The sequence below is a fragment of the Bacillus gaemokensis genome, from assembly GCF_001590835.1.
GTDB lineage: Bacteria > Bacillota > Bacilli > Bacillales > Bacillaceae_G > Bacillus_A > Bacillus_A gaemokensis.
Window position 1 is genome coordinate 1 of sequence record NZ_LTAQ01000007.1, and the last position, 22,256, is coordinate 22,256.

General features: G+C 32.8%; 20 protein-coding genes and 4 pseudogenes. 11 read left to right on the forward strand and 13 right to left on the reverse strand.

Translation table 11 applies throughout. From position 1 onward, the window contains the following. Nucleotides 1-254: 254 nt before the first annotated feature. From AZF08_RS09060 to AZF08_RS32125, 4 genes and pseudogenes are all read right to left on the reverse strand, one after another. The gene (locus AZF08_RS09060; RefSeq protein WP_033679217.1) at nt 255-2,045 is read right to left on the reverse strand and encodes a helix-turn-helix transcriptional regulator; all 1,791 of its coding nucleotides are present in this window, start codon (nt 2,043-2,045) and stop codon (nt 255-257) included. 4 nt (nt 2,046-2,049) lie between these two features. Then, nucleotides 2,050-2,640, reverse strand: a complete 591-nt coding sequence (locus AZF08_RS09065; RefSeq protein ID WP_033679218.1) for a sensor domain-containing protein — start codon at nt 2,638-2,640, stop codon at nt 2,050-2,052. 785 nt (nt 2,641-3,425) lie between these two features. Further along, nucleotides 3,426-4,433: pseudogene (locus AZF08_RS09070) on the reverse strand (serine hydrolase domain-containing protein); the annotation flags it as partial. Between the two features lie 115 nt (nt 4,434-4,548). Next, nucleotides 4,549-4,701: pseudogene (locus tag AZF08_RS32125) on the reverse strand (serine hydrolase domain-containing protein); the annotation flags it as partial. A 585-nt stretch (nt 4,702-5,286) separates the two neighbouring features. Here AZF08_RS32125 and AZF08_RS09080 point away from each other — a divergent pair. Next, nucleotides 5,287-7,317 carry a serine hydrolase gene (locus AZF08_RS09080; RefSeq protein ID WP_033679165.1) on the forward strand — a complete coding sequence of 677 codons (2,031 nt, stop codon included), beginning with the start codon at nt 5,287-5,289 and terminating at the stop codon, nt 7,315-7,317. 368 nt (nt 7,318-7,685) lie between these two features. On the opposite strand, the gene AZF08_RS32130 is transcribed toward AZF08_RS09080, so the two are convergent. Then, complete coding sequence (locus AZF08_RS32130; protein ID WP_082246226.1) at nt 7,686-8,051, reverse strand: GNAT family N-acetyltransferase; 366 nt, start codon at nt 8,049-8,051, stop codon at nt 7,686-7,688. Nucleotides 8,052-8,308: 257 nt separating this feature from the next. On the opposite strand from AZF08_RS32130, the gene AZF08_RS09090 reads away from it, so the two are divergent. The 7 genes from AZF08_RS09090 to AZF08_RS09120 all read left to right on the forward strand — a co-directional run bounded on the left by AZF08_RS09090 (nt 8,309) and on the right by AZF08_RS09120 (nt 15,627). Next, nucleotides 8,309-9,772, forward strand: a complete 1,464-nt coding sequence (locus AZF08_RS09090) for a pyridoxal phosphate-dependent decarboxylase family protein (RefSeq protein ID WP_033679167.1) — start codon at nt 8,309-8,311, stop codon at nt 9,770-9,772. Nucleotides 9,773-10,841: 1,069 nt separating this feature from the next. After that, nucleotides 10,842-11,363 carry a DUF3967 domain-containing protein gene (locus AZF08_RS09095; RefSeq protein ID WP_033679177.1) on the forward strand — a complete coding sequence of 174 codons (522 nt, stop codon included), beginning with the start codon at nt 10,842-10,844 and terminating at the stop codon, nt 11,361-11,363. Nucleotides 11,364-11,884: 521 nt separating this feature from the next. After that, nucleotides 11,885-12,418 carry a hypothetical protein gene (locus tag AZF08_RS09100; RefSeq protein ID WP_033679176.1) on the forward strand — a complete coding sequence of 178 codons (534 nt, stop codon included), beginning with the start codon at nt 11,885-11,887 and terminating at the stop codon, nt 12,416-12,418. Between the two features lie 5 nt (nt 12,419-12,423). Continuing rightward, on the forward strand, nt 12,424-12,750 hold the full coding sequence (locus AZF08_RS09105; protein ID WP_033679175.1) for a hypothetical protein: 327 nt from the start codon (nt 12,424-12,426) through the stop codon (nt 12,748-12,750). A gap of 167 nt (nt 12,751-12,917) precedes the next feature. Next, nucleotides 12,918-14,408 (forward strand): hypothetical protein, encoded by a 1,491-nt coding sequence (locus AZF08_RS09110; RefSeq protein ID WP_033679174.1) that lies wholly within the window; start codon nt 12,918-12,920, stop codon nt 14,406-14,408. Further along, nucleotides 14,392-14,952: a stage II sporulation protein M gene (locus AZF08_RS09115; RefSeq protein WP_033679173.1), complete on the forward strand. Its 561-nt coding sequence runs from the start codon at nt 14,392-14,394 to the stop codon at nt 14,950-14,952. Before AZF08_RS09110 ends, AZF08_RS09115 begins: the two co-directional genes overlap by 17 nt. A 6-nt stretch (nt 14,953-14,958) precedes the next feature. Next, complete coding sequence (locus tag AZF08_RS09120; RefSeq protein ID WP_033679172.1) at nt 14,959-15,627, forward strand: ABC transporter ATP-binding protein; 669 nt, start codon at nt 14,959-14,961, stop codon at nt 15,625-15,627. Between the two features lie 293 nt (nt 15,628-15,920). Here the strand turns inward: AZF08_RS09120 and AZF08_RS30720 are convergent, their stop codons facing one another. Beyond that, a complete protein-coding gene (locus tag AZF08_RS30720; protein ID WP_033678267.1) occupies nt 15,921-16,082 on the reverse strand; it encodes a hypothetical protein in 162 nt (53 codons plus the stop codon). A 374-nt stretch (nt 16,083-16,456) separates the two neighbouring features. On the opposite strand from AZF08_RS30720, the gene AZF08_RS09130 reads away from it, so the two are divergent. Next, on the forward strand, nt 16,457-17,428 hold the full coding sequence (locus tag AZF08_RS09130; RefSeq protein WP_033678264.1) for a tyrosine-type recombinase/integrase: 972 nt from the start codon (nt 16,457-16,459) through the stop codon (nt 17,426-17,428). A 313-nt stretch (nt 17,429-17,741) separates the two neighbouring features. Continuing rightward, complete coding sequence (locus tag AZF08_RS09135) at nt 17,742-18,335, forward strand: DUF4030 domain-containing protein (protein WP_033678261.1); 594 nt, start codon at nt 17,742-17,744, stop codon at nt 18,333-18,335. A 130-nt stretch (nt 18,336-18,465) separates the two neighbouring features. On the opposite strand, the gene AZF08_RS09140 is transcribed toward AZF08_RS09135, so the two are convergent. The 7 genes and pseudogenes from AZF08_RS09140 to AZF08_RS09170 form a co-directional block, all read right to left on the reverse strand. Beyond that, nucleotides 18,466-19,026, reverse strand: a complete 561-nt coding sequence (locus AZF08_RS09140; RefSeq protein ID WP_033678258.1) for a hypothetical protein — start codon at nt 19,024-19,026, stop codon at nt 18,466-18,468. A gap of 339 nt (nt 19,027-19,365) precedes the next feature. Continuing rightward, nucleotides 19,366-19,554 (reverse strand): RNA chaperone Hfq, encoded by a 189-nt coding sequence (gene hfq / locus AZF08_RS09145; RefSeq protein WP_033678255.1) that lies wholly within the window; start codon nt 19,552-19,554, stop codon nt 19,366-19,368. Between the two features lie 25 nt (nt 19,555-19,579). Beyond that, nucleotides 19,580-19,915: pseudogene (locus tag AZF08_RS09150) on the reverse strand (transposase). 246 nt (nt 19,916-20,161) lie between these two features. Then, a complete protein-coding gene (locus AZF08_RS09155) occupies nt 20,162-20,440 on the reverse strand; it encodes an AbrB/MazE/SpoVT family DNA-binding domain-containing protein (protein ID WP_033678254.1) in 279 nt (92 codons plus the stop codon). Between the two features lie 226 nt (nt 20,441-20,666). After that, nucleotides 20,667-20,756: pseudogene (locus AZF08_RS29770) on the reverse strand (single-stranded DNA-binding protein); the annotation flags it as partial. A gap of 192 nt (nt 20,757-20,948) precedes the next feature. Beyond that, nucleotides 20,949-21,137: a hypothetical protein gene (locus tag AZF08_RS09165; RefSeq protein ID WP_033678250.1), complete on the reverse strand. Its 189-nt coding sequence runs from the start codon at nt 21,135-21,137 to the stop codon at nt 20,949-20,951. Between the two features lie 51 nt (nt 21,138-21,188). Next, on the reverse strand, nt 21,189-21,383 hold the full coding sequence (locus AZF08_RS09170) for a hypothetical protein (protein WP_033678248.1): 195 nt from the start codon (nt 21,381-21,383) through the stop codon (nt 21,189-21,191). 117 nt (nt 21,384-21,500) lie between these two features. Here AZF08_RS09170 and AZF08_RS30725 point away from each other — a divergent pair, with 117 nt between their 5' ends. Beyond that, the gene (locus AZF08_RS30725; RefSeq protein ID WP_167332934.1) at nt 21,501-21,653 is read left to right on the forward strand and encodes a ribbon-helix-helix domain-containing protein; all 153 of its coding nucleotides are present in this window, start codon (nt 21,501-21,503) and stop codon (nt 21,651-21,653) included. Nucleotides 21,654-22,256 lie beyond the last annotated feature (603 nt).

Sequence of the window (22,256 nt, forward strand, 5' to 3'; positions counted from 1 at the left end):
TTGGTATGCGTATTTTTAAAATATCTGTAAAAGGGAATGAAAAACCACTTAGAAAACCTTAACTTTTATATAAAAATGAATCTTAAGTTGATGGATGTGTGGACGCTACCCCTTAAACAACTTTATTCACAAAAAACAGAGGCGTTCCAAATCTTTATTTTTCATTGTAGTTTCAAATGTAGGATTGGGTAGTGATGCCCTGCATTATCTGTAAGTTCCCCATTGACTTCAGCTAACTAGTTCAATTGAGAGAGTCAAGAAAGTAATCCTATATCTTTTGCCTTTTGTACGGCTTCTTCTCGATTTTTAACTCCTAGCTTCTCATAGAGATTGGAGGCGTAATTTCTTACCGTTCCGTTTGACAAGTAAAGTGTCGAAGCTATTGTTTTATAACGGCTTCCTTGTGATAATAGTTCTAAAATCTCTAATTCTCGTTTCGTTAATCCATACTCTTTTCCATCTGATCGTGATTCAAATAATCCGGTTTCTTCATTTTCTTCCCACATTCTATGGAACAAGTCATGATTAATCATCGTGCCTCCTCGATAGACTAGACGAATTGATTCAGCTAGTTCACGCGAATCTATGGATTTCAATAAATATCCATCCGCACCATTTCGTATGATTTCTTTTGCCCTTTCTGTATTCTGAAAGGTTGACAGAATGAGTACACGAATGTCCGGCCATTTTTTCTTAATCATTTTAGTCGCATAAATCCCATCCAGATTTGGCATCTCTAAATCCATTAATACTACATCTGGTTTTAGTCTCTCACACAATTCCAAAGCCCGTTCTCCATCTTCAGCCATACCCACTACTTGTAAATCCTCCTGTCCATCCAAAATTGTATGAAGACTTTCTCGGATAAAAGAATGATCATCGACAATACACAGGCGGATTTGTTCATTAGACAGTTGTACTTGTTTCGGTAAAACACATGAAATTAATGTCCCTTCCCCTTTTTTGGAATAAACAATGACTCTTCCTTGTGACTGACTCATACGCTCTTTCATTGCAGTTAATCCAAAGCCATCCTTCCACTCTTCTACCCCACAGCCATTATCCTGTACATCCAATCTTATCTGTTGTGGTTCAAAATGAAGTGACACAATGATTTCTGTGGAATGCCCATGGCGAACAGCATTTGTTAGTGATTCCTGCAAGCTCCGATATAGTGTCATTTTTGATTGTTTGGAGACCATATACTCTTCCCCTATTATTCGAGTACGTACATTTACTTTTGAATGTTTCTTAAATTCCTCTGTCAATTGTTGTAATGTGACAGCTAAGGGAAGCGATTCTTGTGATAAATCTAATTGATGTAAATACAGTCTTACTTCTTCCATACTGTTACGGGCCAATTGTAATAATGAATCGAGCTGTTGCTCTCCTTCTTTAGACTTTAATTCCATACGTAATGTTTCCATCCCCATAATAATTGAAGTATAGGAATGCCCCATCGTATCGTGTAAGTCTTTTGAGAGCCTATCACGTTCCTCAAGTAATGTAATCCGCTCAACTTGGGATACATATTGTTCCAATACATGTTTCTGGTTCCGAATAATTTCACTTTGACGGTAATTAATAGCCAGTAAACGAAAGAAAGTGCCCATAGCAAAAGCTAAACTGAGTTGTAGGATGATTACCCATAAATCTGTTACTTTGGAAAATATCGCAATGAGCAACGGGAACAAGATAATTGTGATAGGACCCGACCAGCGGTAAGATTTATGAGCGCTATTTGCCGCAATCATAAAAGTTGGCATTAAAAAAGCAAGATACGCTGACGGAAATAATAAAGTTAAATAGAAACACACTCCGCCAAATAATATTATTTCAGTAAACAAATAATAGCGATAACTGAACATTAAACAAATCCAAGGTACTGAAAATGAAACGACTTCCCAAAGAATTATGATCCAAAGTGGTACTGTCAAATGATCTTGTTGTTGGATAGTCGCTGATATCAATGATAGCCAAATAATAAAACGTATACAAAGTAAGGCCCAATCATACCAGAACCATAGTTTCAAAGTCTTAAACAAATTATCACTCCTTTATAGCTTTAAACATGGAACGCGTGTACATTCCAATAATTCGAACTAAGCAGTTTCCAATAAGATTCTGTATCCAGATGAGAATGAAACCAACAATCATGACAAAAATTGCTGTCTCCCATGAATTCACAGCAATGCCCAATAAGTATATATTAAAATATCGAAAAAGTAAGGGTGTAACGATACATACTAGCGGCATTACATACAGTAAAACAGCACATATAAGACTCATTATTCCAACAAAAAATTTCTGCATGAGCCAAAAAATAGCCCTCCAGTTGCTATTATTAAGGATTATATCCCTCGCTTTAATCCATTTATCTCCCTCCTCTTTTTTTCTTGGTTCGAATAACTCTATCGATATATCTGTATAAACCTTCGTCTGAATACGTTCATACTGAACAAACGTGTGAGTTGTTTGCAGCACCCACGCCAACAAGGGAATACCCAAAAAGATAATCGTCATTACTAATGCAAATGTAATGCTGACCAGATAGAAACAAAAGTAAAAAAATCCGGATACAAAGGTAAATAACAAGAAATAAAAATCTTGCAAATTTTTTTGAGCTGATGCTTTCGTCATTAAAATCTCTCCTCCTCATTCATTGCTAATACGTTAAAAGCTACTTTTTCAATTCTAAGTATTTTTCTGTCACATACGGTAGTGTCAAAATGTCATAGTTTGTATGACATAACTATCAATACAGCCTTATCCACTCAATTTTTGTTGTCCTTTATAAATGTGACAAAAGTTCACTATCTACTATGACTAACCGCTTGCTAGATATTCATCCTAAATTGAATCATAAAAAAATTGGATGATGGTATCCCATTATCGTTAGGCCAAAATATAACAAGAAATTCAACTTTATAATATCTTTATGGAAACGATTCGAAGTATAACCCGATACATTTGAAGTTTCTGCATTTAAAGAAGGAACCTATTATGAAATATGATAGGTTCCTTCTTTGTTATATAGGGGAATCATACCTACCCACCAACTTAAGAAATAAATTGTTCCCAAAAACGAAAAAATGAACCAAAATCTCATAAATAACTGTAGAGGAGTAAACTTTTCATTATGGGGGCAAATAAAAGTCTTAGCTTGATAGCGATGTGGCGATACCCCACATCCATCCACTTAAGAAATTGTTTTACCCCCAAATGTAAAAAACGTTATCCTTTCCTATGATTCTAGAGAAAGAATAACGTTTTTTCATGTTACGGAGAATTTTGTTTTATTAGCTTAATAGCATTTACCACCTTAATTTCAAAAAAATTTTAAAAGGAAGTTGTTTTTTTGAACCAGAAAGGTATATTTTAAACTATAAAAACTATGACAAAATTTATCCGGTTTTCCTTTTTACCTACTTGCTAAATTCAGCAAGTAAAATATTTTTAAAAGGATCAGAACGACTAGTTTTATGGCCATTCACATTGATGGCCAATGTATGCTTGCCTCCAAGCGTGCCTCCAGCAAAAGTAGAAAACCCTGGAACACCGCCTGCGTGTCCCCATATCGAGACACCGTTTTGAAGTTTAGTTTCATAGATTCCAAGACCATATCCATCGATCCCTTCTGTTCCTGTAGGAACTGTAGTAAGCATTTGTTTTAGCTGCTGTTCCTTCAGTAATTTGCCACTGAGTAAGTAAGAGAAAAATTTGTTTAAATCATCAGCAGTAGAAATCATATCTCCATCCGAGCTACCTGGGTTAGAATAAGTAACGTCTTTTAGCTCCCTTTCTCCGTCATATCTGTCATATCCACGGGCATGCTTGGTGCCTGGAATAACCGTTGAATTGCCAGGTAGGAATGTATTTGACAATTCAAGCGGTTCAATAATTCGATTTTCAACCTCTTCCGCATAGCTGTTTCCAGTTACTTTTTCAATAAGGATACCCAGTAATACGTATCCTGTGTTTGAATAAGACCAGCCCTTTCCTGGAGCAAAGTCTGGGGGAAGAGAAATCCCCATCTTTACAAATTCTTCAGCCGTATACGATTTTTTTGTATCTTTCATATCAAAGTCTGTTGACTTTATGTAGTTAGCAATACCACTTGTATGATTCAATATCTGCCGGATAGTAATCTGGTTGCTATCATATCCGTTTCCTTGAATGACACCAGGTAACCATTTTTCAATGGAGTCGTCTAGATTCAAGCGGTTCTCTCCAGCTAATTGAAGTAGCACTGTTGCAATGAATGTCTTCGTCGTACTACCAATGCGAAAGCGAAAATCTGTTTTCATTGGTTTCTTGGTTCTCAGATCCGCTATCCCAGCGGCATAACCCCACGTTTTTCCACCCTCAGAAGTTTTAGCAAGTATCCCCGGGTATCCAAGTTGCAATGTATCCCGCATTGCTTGCTTGACGGAANCTCAGATTCGCTACCCCAGCGGCATAACCCCACGTTTTTCCACCCTCAGAAGTTTTAGCAAGTATCCCCGGGTATCCAAGTTGCAATGTATCCCGCATTGCTTGCTTGACGGAAGTACGATCTCGTTGAGTACTTGTTTGTAACGAACTAGATACATTTTGAGTGGGCTCTGCTTTTACAATTGAGGTTGGTGTTGTGTATAACAGGGAACTTCCAGCTATTAAAAGGGCCAGACTTGCACATGTAATTTGACTACGTGTTTTCATAAGGTATTCCTCTCCTCTATTCATATTGTATAGGTGGTTGCTAGCTAGCTGCTTCATACTAACCACACAGCTATCATCTCTACCAATGACAAAAGGTCAACATTGAATTTGTAATTATGTTCCTAATTGTTATTTTTACAAACGCCATTGTGTCCTATCAAACGGTAAATCCCTCTTTTTCCACATGTATGTTAACCGCAGAAATTACTTCTTTTCCTTAAAACACTCTTGTTACTGGTTTGTTTTTCATATATAGGTCATACCTGTTTCCCCTTTCACGCCTCTTTATATTTTTATCATACACAATGAAAATCTCCCCTCCTCATTTATTGTTAATGCGTTAAAAACTGCTCTTTGATTCTAAGTGTTTTTCTGTCACATACGGTAGTGTCAAAATGTCATGATTTTTATGACATAGCTATTAATACAGCCGTATCCCACTCAATTTTTGTTGTTCTTTATAAATATGACAAAAGTTCACTATCGACTATGACTCGCCGCTTGCTACACTCTGTTCATACGCTAACGAGCCGCTAACTCGTTGTGCTAACAAAAAATTTCAATCAAATAAAGGAGTGTACAAAAATGAAACAAGCAATTAACAAACTGGGGATCGTTGCAATTCTTCTTTCTTCTTCAACCATGATTTCTGCGTGTTCCCAACAATCATTAGAAGCAGGAAAATCAAAACCATCGGCATCCACGACTAATATCCAAATGACGAATGGACCTAATAATAAAAAAGAAATAGAATCTTTTGCTGATCCGTTATTTGAAGAAAAAATGAAGAAGTACAATGTGAACGGTTCTAGTTTTGTCGTCGTTCATGATGGAAAGGTCGTTGTCAATAAAGGATATGGATATGCCGATAAAGAAAAGAAAATCCCCGTCACTAAGGACACGGTCTTTCAAATCGCTTCCGTCTCGAAAACTTTTACTGCTTTGGCTGTGATGCAGCAAGTCGATAAAGGAAAGCTTAAACTAGATCAAGACGTACAAAAATATCTTGGTGGATTACAAATCCCTAATCAAACAGGGAAACCTCTCACCCTGTTTGATATGCTCACTTATACTAGCGGAGTAGATTTTCCGGACCTCACAAATATAACTGGACCCGAATACGTTCATAATAGTATACCAATGAAAGAATTTTTCTCTAAACATATGCCAACGGTGATACGGCCACCAGGGGAAGCTTATACGTATGACAACGTCTCATTTGCGCTCGCAGGGTTTGCAGTAGAAAATGCTACTAACACCCCTTTCTCAAAATATATGGAAAAAAATATTTTCAAACCATTAGATATGAAATCTACGAGTATGAACTTTACGCCTGACCTTCTCGAAAGAATGGCTACACATTATGGTCCCACTGGTGATCCGATTCCAACAAGTGGGAGCGGTTTAAGGGATACACCACAAGGAGGCATTTTATCTACTGCGGAAGACATGTCAAAATACATGATTATGCAACTACAGAAAGGAACGTTTAAAGACAAAGAAATTGTAAGTAAAAAAAGCATAGATATGATGCATGCCTATCAAGTTTTTGATGATAAGACAATCCCTGTTGCGACAATTGGATTTGAAACGCCTTTTAATGAATTTGCTAACGGTCAACACGTTGTAATGAAAGGTGGAAGTATGCCTGGACATCAATCACTGCTGATTTTAGTGCCTGAACAAAAAACAGCATTCTTCATGTCTTATAATAATGATTCAATGATGAGTATAGACATATATGAAGCTCTCATGGATCACTATTTCCCTGCTAAGAAGAATGATGTAAAAACAAGCTATCTTCCGTTAGAGGAAAAAGAGGCTCATAAATACTTGGGTTTATTCCAAAATACGCGTTTTGCTGCAATTCGCACTCATTTTACTTATGAAAATGGGAATTTGGTCATGGAGGGTGGTAAAACGAGAAAACAAGTTCTCAAAATGATTCATCCGTTGTTATTTGAGGATTCAGAAGGCAATAAAGTCGCTTTCAAAAAGAATTCGGCTGGAGAAATCGCATATTTTCACTACAACTCTCCTAAAAGCTATGATTTTGTAGCAGATGCTCAGAGAATTAACAACAAACCACCTTTTGATGACGTGCCATCAAAGAGTAAATATAGAAGTCACATTGATAGTCTTCATGCTCTAAATATTATGAGTGCTAAAACAGATAATCTATTTAATCCGATGGACACCATGACACAAGGAGAATTTGCGGATACGCTGTTACTTGCTCACGGATGGAACGGTTTTCCAGACGAATCCAAGGAGGCAAGAGAAAAAATGATGAATGGAATTCCAGAGTATAACCGTGCTACTCCGATTACCCGACAGGTCGCAGCAACCATGATTCAAAACGTAAAGCAAATTCAAGACCTGAAAATGATTCAAACTGATAAAGCTAGTAAAGTTAAATTACTTGATGCCGCAGATGATTGGGCAGTCCAATCTATTCAAGCACTTGCCTCCCAAGGAATTCTAGACCCTAATACTTCCATCAATGCTGACGGATCCTTTATGTTCCGTCCGAAAGATGTGTTACTGCGCCAAGAAGCAAGTGCCTTGCTGGATTTAGCTTTTGGCTATTATGCATTGCCTATTAAACGACAGTAGATATTTATTCTAATTTGAATAATAAAAAAAGGGATGCTAGTATCTTATCAGCATCAAGCTAAAATAAAACAAGAAATTTAACTTTATAAGATCTTTATGAAAACGGAAACGATTCGAAGCATAACTCTATACATTTGAAATTTTTGTATTAAAAAAAGGAACCTATTAGGCCTCACCATACATGCCCATCAAGCTAAGATTTTGAGACACCCCCATAACGAAAATTTTAACTTTTTACAGTTATTCATGAGAATACGGCTCATTTCTTTCGTTTTGGGATTTCTTAAGTTGATGGGCATGTGGTGGGCCCCCCTTAAGTAAAAAAACAATAAGCTGTCCATATGGACAGCTTATTTACATAATTATCGTTATTGGAAGTTATTAAATTTCTTAAAAAATATAATCTCTGGATCACCGTCATCCAAATTATCAATGTATCCACTATTAATGTAATTGAGTGAGTAAAAGACTTGTTGCATTTTTTCGTTTGATTTGTTCGTTGATGAAAAGATTTTATCTGCTGAGAAAATATTCTCCACGTGTTTCATAAGTGTTTTTGCAACACCTTGTCTTCGTACTGTCGGGCGAACAATTACTAAATCTATAAAAATATGATTGAAAAAATGTTTATGATACACTAGAAAACCAGAAGTTTGATTATCTATTTGTCCTACAAAACATCTATTTTCTTCAATAGACTTTCTGGGGTTCCGCCAACATTTTAACGAAAATATACGCTAAGCCAATATTCAATACAATAAAGCCAATAGTTCCTACTCTAAGTATAGATGCTTGCTCACGTTTCAAATTTTATGGTGGATTATTCATTTTGGCTACCGTCGCTGGCGTACGCCGACCGCGTCGCCAAGTGGAGAGATATTGTTTCGAAATGTTGCGGTTTTATTCGAAGATGCATACACCCGAGTTCTACGAGTGTATAATCTGAATCAGCAATGGAATTTTACAAGATGAAGGGAGATGCATTTTCCACATGATGAAGCATAATTCAATTCTTAATCTTGATACGGACGAACGCATGGACATTGGAACCTATCTGTTGGAGCAAATCAATGACTATATGACGCACATACGCGAGGTTCGTGTCTCACCTGAACTCAGCTTGGATGCGGTTGCAGAATACGCACGTAGATTATCTTTTGAGCATCCCGTCAGCGCGCGCGAGGCGATTTATCATATCCTGGAGGGATTAAGGCAATACCAGGTACATACGCCACACCCGCGATATTTCGGTCTATATAATCCGCGGCCCAACTTCATGGGAATTATGGCGGATACGATTACTGCAGCATTCAATCCGCAGCTTGCAGCCTGGAGCCATGCACCTGTAGCGGTCGAAATGGAGAATTATGTATTGAAAGAGATAGCTTCAAAATTCGGTTATTCAGCAGAGGCAGCAGATGGGACATTTACAACGGGGGGAGCGGAAGCAAATTTGACGGCCGTACTGACCGCACTAGTACATCATTTTCCATCTTATGCCAAAGAGGGGCTGAGGTCACTCCCCACGAATCCCGTCATGTACGCCTCTACTGAGAGCCACCATTCTCTGGTAAAGGCAGCGCGTTCCTGCGGCCTGGGTACAGATTCCCTTCGCATTATTACGACGGACTCTGAAATGCATATCGATGTTCATGCGCTTCATCATCAAATTCAAGTGGATCGCGCTGCTGGATACACTCCTTTTCTCATCATTGCGACGGGTGGAACGACCGGCGCCGGAGCGATTGATCCCATTAACGAAATGGCAAACTTGGCTGAACGTGAGCAACTGTGGCTGCATGTGGATGCTGCGTATGGTGGAGCCTCCGTGTTTGCACCAGAACTGCTTGAACTACTTCATGGTATTGGCCGAGCTGACTCCATTACCTTCGATGCGCACAAGTGGATGTCTGTCCCGATGGGGGCGGGAATTTATATTACACGACATAAGGACATCTTACATAAAACATTCAGTATCACGGCAGATTATATGCCGAAAGAAGGATTTGATCTGGATGTTATTGATCCGTTCACCCATTCGATTCAATGGTCGCGAAGGTTTATCGGTTTGAAAGTGTATTTATCGCTTGTAACGGTTGGTTGGGAAGGCTATCGCAGCATGGTGCAGCACCAGACAGAGATGGGCAATCGGTTACGCTGGGAGCTTGCTTGCTCTAACTGGAAGGTTGTCAATGATACCGTATTGCCTGTCGTATGCTTTACAGATTCCAATATTCACTCAAAGATCCAATCGAATTTCGCATCATTTATATGTCAAGAGATATTACGTTCAGGGCAGGCATGGATTTCAGTATACGAAATAAACAAGGCTCCAGTACTGCGAGCTTGCATTACGAACTACGATTCAACTGAGGAAGATATTATGGTATTGATGGAGTTGCTGAATGGAGCAAGAGCAAAATATTTGGAGAGACATCCGAACGGTCTGAGCTGAATTTTGCCAAGGAAGACATTATACCATTAGTGAGCTGTTCCAATAGTCATGTCACGACATAGAATAGTCCAATGTTTTTTGAAAGCCGTTCTATCTCTTTTTATTAAGGTCGTCTAAATTTTGACTCGTCTTTTTCCATAATAGACCTTCCGCATTTCTAATGATCACTAATTAAGATTAGTAGTCATTAGGTATTTCAGAACGTATACTTGATGTCCGCCAATGACTGCTTAAACAGTAGGACGTTGAATAACCGTTGGTTCCGGGCAACACGACCCGGACTATTCAGATTAGAGTAAGAAAAAACGCCAAGCCGGTGATTATCGAAGACTTAGCGTATATTTTCGTTAAAATGTTGGCGGGACCCCTTTCTTAGCTCAACTTCTCTACTCCTGTTACCAATAACTTCAGAATCAATATATATTACATCTTCTAGATCATTAAGTGTAGCAATTCTTACTTGAATTATTTTATTTCCTCCTTACTGATTAGTTACTATAAAATTTGTTAGCGGAAGTAATTTTATATATCTTTATCTTCCTTTTCTAATAATCGTTTAATATCATTTCTAAAAAATTTCAGTTCATTTTTTGTTTTAATTAGTTCATATAACATGAAAAGTAATACTAATAGTATTAAAATTTCTATCATTATACCCCCGCCTTTTTTCCTATTACTTCCATTCTATCAGATGAAATTTTTAATAACACTATGTATATAGTATTCATGGAGGTTAACATAACGTCCTATTATCGGTAGCAAATAAAAAGCGAAACCTTTGCTATCATTCGATTTGTGCGTTTTCTCTTTTGATTATCCCATGCATGATTTTATACATTGTAGGGATGTTAGGGTTTTTCAGGTTCACGAATGTCCTGTATTAGTACAAAAATTTGTATAAAATCTTGTATAAAAAAATAGTTGAGTTACTGTGTTCTATTCTAGACAATTTCAAAAGACAACTGAAAACTCTTCTTTAAATTTAAAAAAGAAGGTGTTACCTTTTTAAAGAAGGAAAACACTATATAGCAACTGAAGAACAGCTTAGAACAGAGGGAGGACAAAAAATATGGCTCAAACTTATTGGGGATCTGAGGTAGCCAAGAACTTAGGGATTGGCTCAAGTACTTTGCGTAAATATTGCCTTGCCCTGGAGGAAGCCGGGTATCCTTTTGAGCGCGGTAGCAATAATTCTAGAATTTTTTTTCATAAAGATGTAGCAACTATAGAACGGCTAGTAACAGCTATGAACAAGAAGAACGTAACACTAGAACAGGCTATAAATTTAGCAATGACAAGTGTTACAGAAAATCAGATAGCAACTGTTGTTACAGATAGCGTAGCAGATACAGAACACATAAAAGGATTAACAGAACGTATAGAACGATTAGAACAGCTTAATTTAGAGTTAATTCAGAGATTGGATCAACAGAGTAAACTTTTACAAGAAACAGATGCTCAAAGGATAATAAGAGAAGAACAAAGAGATATTCAATTAATGCAAGTATTAAGAGAAATACAAGATAGTAAGCGTCTAATAGCAGCTTCAGAACAGAAGAAATCACTTTGGAGTCGTCTATTTGGTAAATAAATTAGAATTTAATAATAAAAAAAAGGCTCACTCCTTATTTGTTTTTATATAGGAGTGAGCCTTTTTTTGCTATGGATAATGATAGGTTATGTCAAATATCTATGATCATATTTATAAAAAAAGAACAAACGTTTGTTTTTATTTGTAAAATTTAGTGGATTTATTTATGAGGCTAATTGAGGGGAGAAATATTGCATACATATAATAAGAGAATACAGTACAGATCAGCATACAAGCATTTTCTTACTATGAACGTTTTATATTTTTATTATTATATAATTATGAAGAATGAGATATAACTTAATATTTCTGTAGCTATATTCATGATTATGTAAAAGTAAATATTTACTTTTAAGTATTGTTATTATCATTAATAGTAAATATTGTTAAGTTTTCCATTTTAACTTGAATAATTATACCATTATTTAGAAAATTTAAACAGACTGTTTTTATATAATTTTATAAACTACAGTATATTTATATTCACTTTATTTAATTTTGTTAAAGAGGCGGTTTGAAAAATGATTAATTGGATTAAAAATAATAAGTTTGCTACTTATATTTTATTTGGAATATCTTTTGTTTTATCTATCATTTCAGTGTCTTTATCTATATATACGGATATAGGTCTTAAGGAAGTTCAAGACGTAATTAATATGATAAATACAGAAGGTGCACCTGCTATTGCTATAATGGGAATTATTTTTGTTATTATATTATTTTATGTTATTGTGCAGCTGTTTTTTGGTGCTTTAATTACACATTTAATTGCAAAATTCATTTTTAAAATCCCAATTGAATTTAAAATCTTTTATAGAGTGTTTTTAATCTTTTCTTCTTTTTTATCTTTAATCGTTATATGGGAATTATTTGTATATAAGGATTATTCTGGTTTTATTTTCTTGATAATTAATCCGTTTTTAATTTTAAGTCTTATTGTTATGTTCGTACTATTAAAAGTACTTGCAAATATTAATTCGCTAAAACCTCTTCTTTTCACAATCTTTGTTTTTATAAGTTATCTTATTTTTTCTAAAATTTCTTTAGGGGGTTAAATTAATTGAATACTTTAGTTATGAAAAGTTCACAAAATAAGAAAGAATTGTTAGGAATACTTGCTTTAGGAACTGTTATGGGTGCAATTGTTTTAATTGCAAATATGGGGTTATCATTTAATATTTCTAATCTTGTTCCAAGTATATCTTATGCTGCAGCTCTTACAGGTTGTTACAAAGCTCGTAAAGCATGGAAAGCTGGTAAAGGTATTAAAAAAGCTTTAACTGTATTTATGAGTTGGAATGTTGTGGGTATTGTTGTAAGTGTATTAGGTGATGCAGCTATTTCATATTTATTAGATAATCATATTGAGATGTTAGCTAAGCACTAAAATTATTGATTTAGCTTGATTGTGAGAAGAGGGTTTTAAATATTAACTTATATTAGTAACTATTTAAATGTTTTCTGATTATGTTGTAATTTAGTCTATGTACTTTTTGGAGCATTTGAGTAGTTACTTTTATTTAAGATATTTATGTTAAGAAAGTGTGATTTAAGTTGGATTTAAAATTAATTTATTTGTTAACTGATAAAATTTTAAAAATAATTTTTAACAATATTTTATATGCTAGTGATGGAGTCGGTTTAAAATCAAATGTGATGAATCGATTTTTTTTAAGTTTAAAACCTTATTTAAAAGTTTCTCTTGTTCTTCTATCTATTTTTTGGTTTATATTAGCTTCTTTGTTTCAACTTTTGTTTCACTATATTCCAATGTCTGTGGAAAAAATAAATCTTTTAATTATTCTTTATATTAGTTTATGTGCATTATTTATTATAAATTATGGCATTAGTGATGATATTCGGACCTATGCTATAAAAAGTAATCTTTCTATAAAGCAGAAAAAAAAATTGATTTTAACTAATGAGTATTTAGGAGTCATATTATCTTGGTTAGGGATTTCTTTTTTTTCTCTTCCTTTTTTGTTAATGCAAGCATTTCTTAATGGTATTAATGGGTTTATATTTATGGTACAAATTTTATTAGTTTTATTATATTTAGGTTTTATAATAGGGTTTATAAAATTTATGTTTTATATGTTCGAACAAATCTATATTTTAGGTGTTAATAAATTTTTTATTCCTTTTTTCTATCTTGTTGTTTGTCTCGTTATATCTTTAAATAAGAACTATATTAGTGATTTTATAAGTCTTTTGTTTGATAGTATACTTAGTGGAAATTTAGTTAAGTTAGTAACAAGTACAGTTACATTTAAAATTAATCTTTATGATTATAGAATTGGGATGATTAGTTATATCGTTGGATTAATGACATGTGTTTTTTTAACTATTATTTTAAATTTTTATGTTAACAAATTATGTATTGAAAAGACATTTAAATTTTATTTTGCTGATTATAACTTCTTTAAGAAAAAATATACATATATATATATGAATTTTTATAGAAGTTATGGAATCATTAATACAAATTTTTTCCTTGCTTATATGGGAACTTTTATCATATTAATATTTTTTAGTAATAGAGTAGAAAACATAGCGTTTTTTTCCGTTTACATGCTATTAACTCTATTTTTGAATAATAATATATCTCAAATAGTTTTGTTTTGTAAAAGAAATAGATTACCTTTATTTAATGTTACTTTAATGATATCAGTGTTTTTATGTGTACAATTTGTATTTATAATTAGTATTTTATGTATCTCACAAGTATTGAAAGCTGATTTATTTATAATTAGTTTTTTATTATCTGGATTTTTATTGATTTTTTGTGGTATTTATATTTATTGTGCATGTGTTTATAGATTAGAGATGCAATTTGATGAAAAGATCTTTAAAAAAATTGGGAAGATCATTATATTTGTTTTTTTCATAATTATCATAGGTGTAGAATTGCTATTAAACTATTTTAATTTTAGCTATATGTTTTTTTGGTATTTAGTTCCTATGATATGTGTATATCTTTTAAAAGTTTTAATTTTAGATAAAATTGATAAAATAAGAGGTTTTCTTTATGATAAGTTTGATTAATTTTAGGAAGGTTTTTAATAAAACTGTAATTTATATTTTGACAGTGTACGTTATTTTATTTATGTCTGTGTATTTTTTTATAGCGTTTAGTGATCCTTTAGTTCAAAAATTGGATAATCAAGAATTAATAAAGTATGTAAAATGGAAAGATATATTTATTCATAATATTTCATCTTCTTTCACTTTGATTTTTTTAGGTATATTATCTTTTGGTGTTGTTTCTACAATGTTTTTTTTGTATGATTTTTATTTGATTTCATTTGCTGCATATAGTGCTTATATACATAGTGGTTCATTTTTGTACTCTTTTGCTGTATTAATGACACATGGTTTTATGGAGATAATTGGAATTACTTTGAATTTTTATTTATCTACAATCAGTTTTAGATATTTAATTAACAAGTTATATAAAAGAAATATATTTTATGTTGAAGATTTTAAAGGTATTATCCAGGTAATGTCTTTAATGTTAATTATCTTTTTTATTGCTGCTTTAATTGAAGGATTTGTAACTCCGAATCTTTTAAAAATAATTGTGGAGTGAGATTTTATGAAAGTTTTCGTACAAAATTTAAAGAAAATATATAAGCAAGAAATATTAAAAGAAGTAAATTTTAATTTAGAATCTGGGAAAGTTTATTGTTTATTAGGTAGGAATGGTGCTGGAAAGACTACATTAATGAAAATATTAGCTGGTATGCTTAATTATGATTCTGGCAGTATAAAGTTTAATCAGAAACAAAATAAGGATGAAATTTTTCATTATGTTTCGGAAAATCCAGTTTTCTTAGATTTTTTATCTGGTGTTGACAATTTAGATTTTGTTCAAAAATTACATAATATGAATATGACTAAAATTGAATTAGAAATGTATATTCAAAATGCAGGAATGCAGTCTTTTGCAAAAGAATTAGTTGTTAATTATTCTCATGGAATGAAGCATCAATTAGCTTTAGCTATTGCTTTCTTAATTAAACCAAAAGTTTTGTTATTAGATGAACCATTAGTTTCTTTAGATCCTATAAATATTGATGTCATGCGTAAAAAATTAGAGGATTATGCGATTAACGGAAATATTGTATTTATTTCAACGCATATGTTACCAATAGCTAATAAAATTGGTGATGAAATTTTATTATTAAGAGATGGAGTTATTCATCAGGTTGTTAATAATTTTGCTGAGTCTGATTTTGAAGAGTTTATTTTAAATAAAATATAGTTATAAATTATTTAAACAACGAAAGAGCTTTCTTTTATAATTAGTTTAGTTCAAAAACAATTATAAAAGAAAGCTCTTTTTATATTAACCTTATTTATCATTTGTTTTCAGTGTTTTGAATGTATACTTTTATCACTAATTTTGAGGATATTAGGGGAATCTGGATAAAGTCAATGTTTTCGGTGTTTTGAAAGTAAACAAATATATTAAAGTTTACTTTCGGTTTTATAAAAAAATAAACAAGAACTTGTAGGAATACTACAGGTTCTTGTTTAGATAAAGGACAGAAGTATCTATTCTTTTTCTAGCCAAGCAATAGAAATTTCTTTTTCACCAGTTACTTCAAATTGAATTTCTCCATTTACTTCAAAGACCCGTTCAATAATGGGTATTGTAATCATTTTATTTTCCTTTATTTTTCGCTTTCGTACTAGTTCTAAGTCGATGATATTCATGATGAAATCCCCTTTTGTGTATGTAAGACAGAGAAAAAAGCACCCAAATGAGTACTTTTTTAACTTGAATCACCATTTTACTTTTTGAGCTGTTACTCTATGTATATTTTACCATATTTATCTATAACAGTTGTTGATAAAGTTATTTTATTCCAATTTACTATGATTCATAAACTTACGTATTAGGGATATAGTTTTTGAAATGATTTTTGGGAAAGTTTTCTGATAAAAATAGAGTGAAAATCGCTTGGAATTTAATTATCCTAAAAATGAACGTTTTTGGGACGTTTATTATTCAGGCGTTTTCTATTAATCAAACGTTTGTTTAAAACACTTATTTGATATACTAGAAGGAAAAATAGGATGATAGGGTTATGACAACACAAGAATTCCAAGATACAGTACAAGGATTTTCTTCTTTTTTATTAAATAAAGGACGAAAGCTTTCAACAATCAAACGATACGTCTATGATCTTGAAGATTTTGGTCAGTGGTTGCAAACATCGAAAAGATTTCCTAAATGCAACATATGGACAACACTTAGCACAAAGGATTATGAAGAGTATTTCTATGATTTAAAACAACAACGACATTACTCTGATAAAACGATGCACCGTGTCTATATTGTTCTAAATAGACTGTATCAGTATTTAAATCTCCCAAGTCCTTTAGAAGATATGCAACTTGTTATTCAGCCTAACCGAGCGTTACGTGATGAAGATTTTATTTCTAAAGAGGAAGAAAAACAGCTAAAGTACATTTTAACTTCATTAGAGGGTTTAACAGAGAAACAACGTTCCGTTCGTCCAGTACTTATGGATCGGAATATTTCTATTGTGCATTTACTCCTGGACTATGGATTATCGCTACAAGAGCTTGTAGCATTACAGATGTATCACGTCCATTTTGAAAATAACACAATCACTGTTCCAGGAGTAGCTGGTATAGAAAGAACAATCCAATTAACTGAAGAAGATAAAAAGCGATTGTTTAGCTATTACAAAATTATTCCTGAACCTGTTCGTCCTAAGTATCATAGTAATGATCCATTGTTTGTTGCATTTGATTTTACTCGGAATACATTTCGCTGGGTATATGAAAATGATGCTCCGAAAGCATTAACGGAAATTGCTGTTCAAAAAATGATTCGACTCGAAGTTGCTCGTGCAAATTTACGTAAGGGGATCTCAGCGCAACACTTACGGAACACCTTTATTTTACGGCTCATTAAGTATCAGATTTCAGAAGATGAAATTATAAAAAAGATAGGCTTTAAATCTAAACTCTCGTTAAAAAGGTATTATGACTATTCTAGGATCATGTACAAAAGGAGCATGTTGCAATGAATAATGGAGTTGCAATCTTACGGTTACTCTAAGGGAAGTCGTGATTGGAAATATCCCTCTAAAATGAAATTGTTACCTGTCAAAATACAAATTAAGGGGTAGCGAAACTACGTGTACACTAATCTGTCGCATCTGTAAAAAATTCCATGTGAATCTCCTAAGTGGCTGAAGGTTTTTGGCTTGTATTAGAGAATACCTAATTCAATATGAAAACAGAGGCTAGATGGATGTACTTGGGTTATGAATTTTTTAAGCTCTAGGCTTAGATGCGATTTAGATATAAAAGAAAGGAATCACCAGAAAGGGGATTGAGATGAAAAAAGAAAAATGGTTACTGTTACTTCTGTTATTAGTCGTATTATTTTGTGCTTGTGAGCAAAGCGATATAGAAGAAACCAAAAGGGAAGATTCAAAAGTCATGGACACTGTTGTAAATGTAGTAAATAAAAAAGATTTCGTTAGTGCTTCTGTAGATGACCAAACAAAAATAGTAGACCTAGAAATATCTGATACTCAAAAGCCAAGTGAGATAAGAAAAGAGATTAATAATCGGTTAAAGAAGCAAAATATTAAACCGTATACAATCAACATTAGTGGAAGAAATATGGAACAAGTTAAAAAAGAGAATAGATGGTACAAAATTAATGGAGATATTGATGATGAGTTACGCAAGAAAGAAGAATATAAGGGTGTAACGATTCAAAATTCTGATATAAGTCTAAAGCAACCTCCTACTCTCGTTATAAACGCTCCTATAAATAGTTTTGATTCTGGAGCTAAGAAATACGCTAAAAAAATCGAAACTGAAATTTATGGTTTGCTTAAAACAAATAAAATGAAAAAATGGGTTAAGGAAGATCCATATAAGATTGAAGTTTATAGTAGAGATAAACAAATAATTAATTAACAAGTTAGTTATTAGGAATACCCTTTATTCAAATAGCATACAACAGTTAATACTTAATGATAAAAGACTGGATTACATATCCAGTCTTTTAGATATTCTATATAGCTCTTACATTCATGAAAACGTGTTATTAATAGTAAACTTGTCCACCTAATAGATAAATTGTCCCTCCACCCTTATTTATAAGTTTAAGTGAGTAATAATTCGTGGAAAATCGATCAGTAAGATGAGAAATAGGAAGGTTTAATCCACCTGTAAAACAACCCTTAGCACTCACCTCTCCAACAGGTTCCCTGGAGTCATATACTCCTATCGTCAATCCACAAACTTTACCATCCGCTTCCACATTTACACTTTTAGGTCGGTAAAAATTTTTTTTACTAGCAATCCATTTATAACTACTAAACTGCGCTGGTCCAAATGTTTCATAACTCAAAGGAGCCAGGTTCTGATTTAATTTCTCTACTTCCTCTTTAGAATAGGTTTTAATTACATTACCTTTTTTGTCACGAACCTCTATAAATGCTTTTTCATTATTCATTTCGTTTGTTTGCTCATACTTCACATTTTCTGTAGTTGCGGGTACATTAGAAGTTGTAGTTTCTCCATATGCCGCATTTGTAGTTGTAGGTAAGAGTATTCCTACAGATAATGCAAATGCACCAGCTTTAACCAAAAACTTTTTTTTCATAACGTCATCCCCCTATTGTCATTAATTTTTAGAACAACCCCATCATATCTTACAAATATTGTATATGTAAATATATTTTCAGAATATTTTTTCACCTTTGGATTATGGGAACATTTTTATGAATTGCAAGAGAGTAGTAGGGATAAGGGTTACAAGAGAAACTTTAAAAATTATGGGAACAAAAATATTTTTGTTGAAATACAATAAAAAAAGAACCCTTGTGATAAGGATTCTGCAACAGGAAATAACAAAGATATAAACAAGAAAAAGAATACTTATAGTATAGCTTATATATCTATAGTGTAATATTGAGAAATATTTACATAAATCTAGTATGTATTACTTAACAATCGTTGAAATGGCTTGTTTGTAAACTAATTGCTGCTTACCATCAGCCATCATAAGAACAGTAAATTTATCTATTGTAAGGATCTCCCCACGTATTGGAACCCCACTTTTTAAAAACATCGTAACCTGCCCTTTTTTCTCTTTTAGTTGTTCAAACATATCCTCTTGAAAATTCCGCATTGTTTATTCCCCTTTTCTGTTGTATTTATTTTTGATCTAAGGTGTGTTGCTTTTCATTACCGGGTCTTTGTGCTTCCCATTCACTTTCTATTTTTCGAAACCATTTTCCTATTTTACTTAAATAGTATCTTTTTACTTCCCCATACGGGATCCAAATTTCACGTTGCTGTATTTGATCCATCACGTCATGAAGAATCTCATCGTGCTCGTACTTTTTAGGTTTTCTATGATGCACTTGTACAAATTTTGTATATTCTCTACGTAACCAATTAGAAATGAGTTCTTTTTGTTTTTGCCTGAGATGTGATCATTTTTTATTGGTTTGAAGAAGCTTTCCATTTACTTTTATATGATTTTTCATCAACAAACCTCCCCTTTTACTATCAAAACAAATATATAACTATCGTAGCACATTTAAATTGAAATACTGTTACATGGGCGTATTTCGCAAGAAATTTATCTCAAATGAAGACAATAAGCGACTTATTATAAGAAGTGTCATCAACTTAAATGAATACTAATGTTTGGTGTAGGTTGTTTTTATTAAACATTACGGTACGTGAAATTATTACAACAAACTTAAAAAAAGCCCCTCGAAAGGAGCCACTTATTTTACAAGATACTGTTGTAATTCTTTTATTACTAGTTCCGCACCTTCTGGACTTAATGTGATCTTACCGTTTGCTAATGAAAGGTTACGATTTGACACTTCTCCTGTTACTGCACAAAGGTCACCAGGCTCATACTTTTGTAAAATGATTTTTTCATCCTCTACAAAGATCTCTAATGGCGTTTTTTCTTTAATACCAAGAGTATCTCTTAATTCCTTTGGAATTACCACACGTCCTAATTCATCTACTCTTCTCGTTATACCTGTTGATTTCATTTGCTCTCTCCCTTTTATACCCTTATTTATAGCTCCACACACGATACCCTATGTTTCTTTTATTGTAACAGGCTTTCTCCATATATTAAAAACATGAAAATCAAAAAACATACGATCATTACAAATGCATTTTTACACCTTTGCTGAAAGGAAAGATGTATGCTTTCCATTTAAATGTCCCCTTCTTTTCAGATACAATAATGCTTTTGTTAAATTTATCGATCCATTAAAATGGTAAATCGTCGTCCGAAATATCAATTGGTTGACCTGAATTAGAGAATGGATCATCATTCTTTTTAAATCCAGAATTACTAGATTGATTAAATGAGTTCGTAGAAAGCTTCGAACCATATTAAATTCAAACAAACCAACATATTTACTTAACAAATACATACATGTTGTATTTGTAGCAACAATTAGTGTGGCTTTAGCCCATAGGTCAAATGTTTTCGTTTCAAATAAATTCACACTTTCACCCACTTTTATATCAAATTCAAATTGTATTAAGTTATATTAAATTCATTTCTTTTTCCAATCGTTGTTCAACTTCTTCAAGAAATTCTCGACCTAATCCGTTTTCTTTTAACCATTCTTCCGACTCAACATAAGCCGTTAAGCTATCTTCAATATCGGTGTTTGCGATTCGGTCTAAGTATTTACCATATGCTTTAAATAACGATTTTTTAAATTTAGTCATCCCATATCTTTCCTTTCTATATAAAATTCAAATTGTATATAAATTATTAAACTAATTTTTTTTTGAATACCTTAATTTTAAAATCAAGGTATTTTCATATATTTCAGTAGCAAATTTCTTTCCTGTTATCTCTAACGCACCAAATAACAGTTCTTGATACTTAAAATCTGTTAGATCCATACCTATTTGACCATGTTTCATAAGAAATTGAAGATCCCTCATCATTTTATTGATTTTTCTCTCCATTCTCTTTTCTCCTCCTTAAATGGTTATATAAGTTATATAACCATTGTATTGTTCACCATTCTATTTGTCAATATAAGTTATATAACTTATAATACTTTTTATAGGGGAGGTTTTAGAATGGCTGTTAATAAAGAAAAGAACACTCAAATTCTAGTTACATTTACAAAAGAACAAGTGGAACAAATAGAGAGTTTTTGGCACGAAAATAAGCTGAAGAATCGAAATGAAGCAATTCGTCAGCTTGTAGAGAAAGGGTTAAGTCGCAAATAACGACTGACCTTTTTTATTTTCCCTGAAAATCTACAAAAACAAGTATAAGGCTCTTCTTGTCCTCTATAATCGCTTTTAATACCTCCAAGACCTATCGTATTATATTGTTAACAAAAATGAAAAATACACAAATCTGAGAAGTCATTTTTTGATAAAAACATGATTTTTTAAATATATATTCCGAAAAATAACAAAGTGTTGCTTTAAAATAAAGTTTGATCAAATTGATACTAATAACCTTGATAAACGATCATAGAAAAGAGCGTGTTTTGAAAAAAAGATTGATCAAAACACGCTCTTAATATTTTCAGTTGGTTCATTCTTTTATAAAAAAGTTTGATCATTTCCTATCTATGTTGCTCTACAATCGTATTTTTTAACCCAATTAATTAATATCCCTCCCGTTGTGTCATTTACTCTATGGTTCGAAGTTGTTTAGGATTCTGACTCCGATATGATACTTACATTTCCCTATCCCTATCCTCTCTAGCTCTCACGGTGGAAGCGCTTCCCGCTGGTGCTAATTCATAACTCTCCCGTCGTGCCATCCCCTCATACCAATAAGCCCCTTGCACTGAGCCGTTTGCTCCAATCCACCATAGT

Coding starts and splice junctions, on each gene's coding strand:
- AZF08_RS09065 (WP_033679218.1), bottom strand. CDS start 2,640: ATGACGAAAGCATCAGCTCAAAAAAATTTGCAAGATTTTTATTTCTTG.
- AZF08_RS09080 (WP_033679165.1), top strand. CDS start 5,287: ATGAAACAAGCAATTAACAAACTGGGGATCGTTGCAATTCTTCTTTCT.
- AZF08_RS09090 (WP_033679167.1), top strand. CDS start 8,309: ATGATGAAGCATAATTCAATTCTTAATCTTGATACGGACGAACGCATG.
- AZF08_RS09095 (WP_033679177.1), top strand. CDS start 10,842: ATGGCTCAAACTTATTGGGGATCTGAGGTAGCCAAGAACTTAGGGATT.
- AZF08_RS09100 (WP_033679176.1), top strand. CDS start 11,885: ATGATTAATTGGATTAAAAATAATAAGTTTGCTACTTATATTTTATTT.
- AZF08_RS09115 (WP_033679173.1), top strand. CDS start 14,392: ATGATAAGTTTGATTAATTTTAGGAAGGTTTTTAATAAAACTGTAATT.
- AZF08_RS09120 (WP_033679172.1), top strand. CDS start 14,959: ATGAAAGTTTTCGTACAAAATTTAAAGAAAATATATAAGCAAGAAATA.
- AZF08_RS30720 (WP_033678267.1), bottom strand. CDS start 16,082: ATGAATATCATCGACTTAGAACTAGTACGAAAGCGAAAAATAAAGGAA.
- AZF08_RS09130 (WP_033678264.1), top strand. CDS start 16,457: ATGACAACACAAGAATTCCAAGATACAGTACAAGGATTTTCTTCTTTT.
- AZF08_RS09135 (WP_033678261.1), top strand. CDS start 17,742: ATGAAAAAAGAAAAATGGTTACTGTTACTTCTGTTATTAGTCGTATTA.
- AZF08_RS09140 (WP_033678258.1), bottom strand. CDS start 19,026: ATGAAAAAAAAGTTTTTGGTTAAAGCTGGTGCATTTGCATTATCTGTA.
- hfq (WP_033678255.1), bottom strand. CDS start 19,554: ATGCGGAATTTTCAAGAGGATATGTTTGAACAACTAAAAGAGAAAAAA.
- AZF08_RS09155 (WP_033678254.1), bottom strand. CDS start 20,440: ATGAAATCAACAGGTATAACGAGAAGAGTAGATGAATTAGGACGTGTG.
- AZF08_RS09165 (WP_033678250.1), bottom strand. CDS start 21,137: ATGACTAAATTTAAAAAATCGTTATTTAAAGCATATGGTAAATACTTA.
- AZF08_RS09170 (WP_033678248.1), bottom strand. CDS start 21,383: ATGGAGAGAAAAATCAATAAAATGATGAGGGATCTTCAATTTCTTATG.
- AZF08_RS30725 (WP_167332934.1), top strand. CDS start 21,501: ATGGCTGTTAATAAAGAAAAGAACACTCAAATTCTAGTTACATTTACA.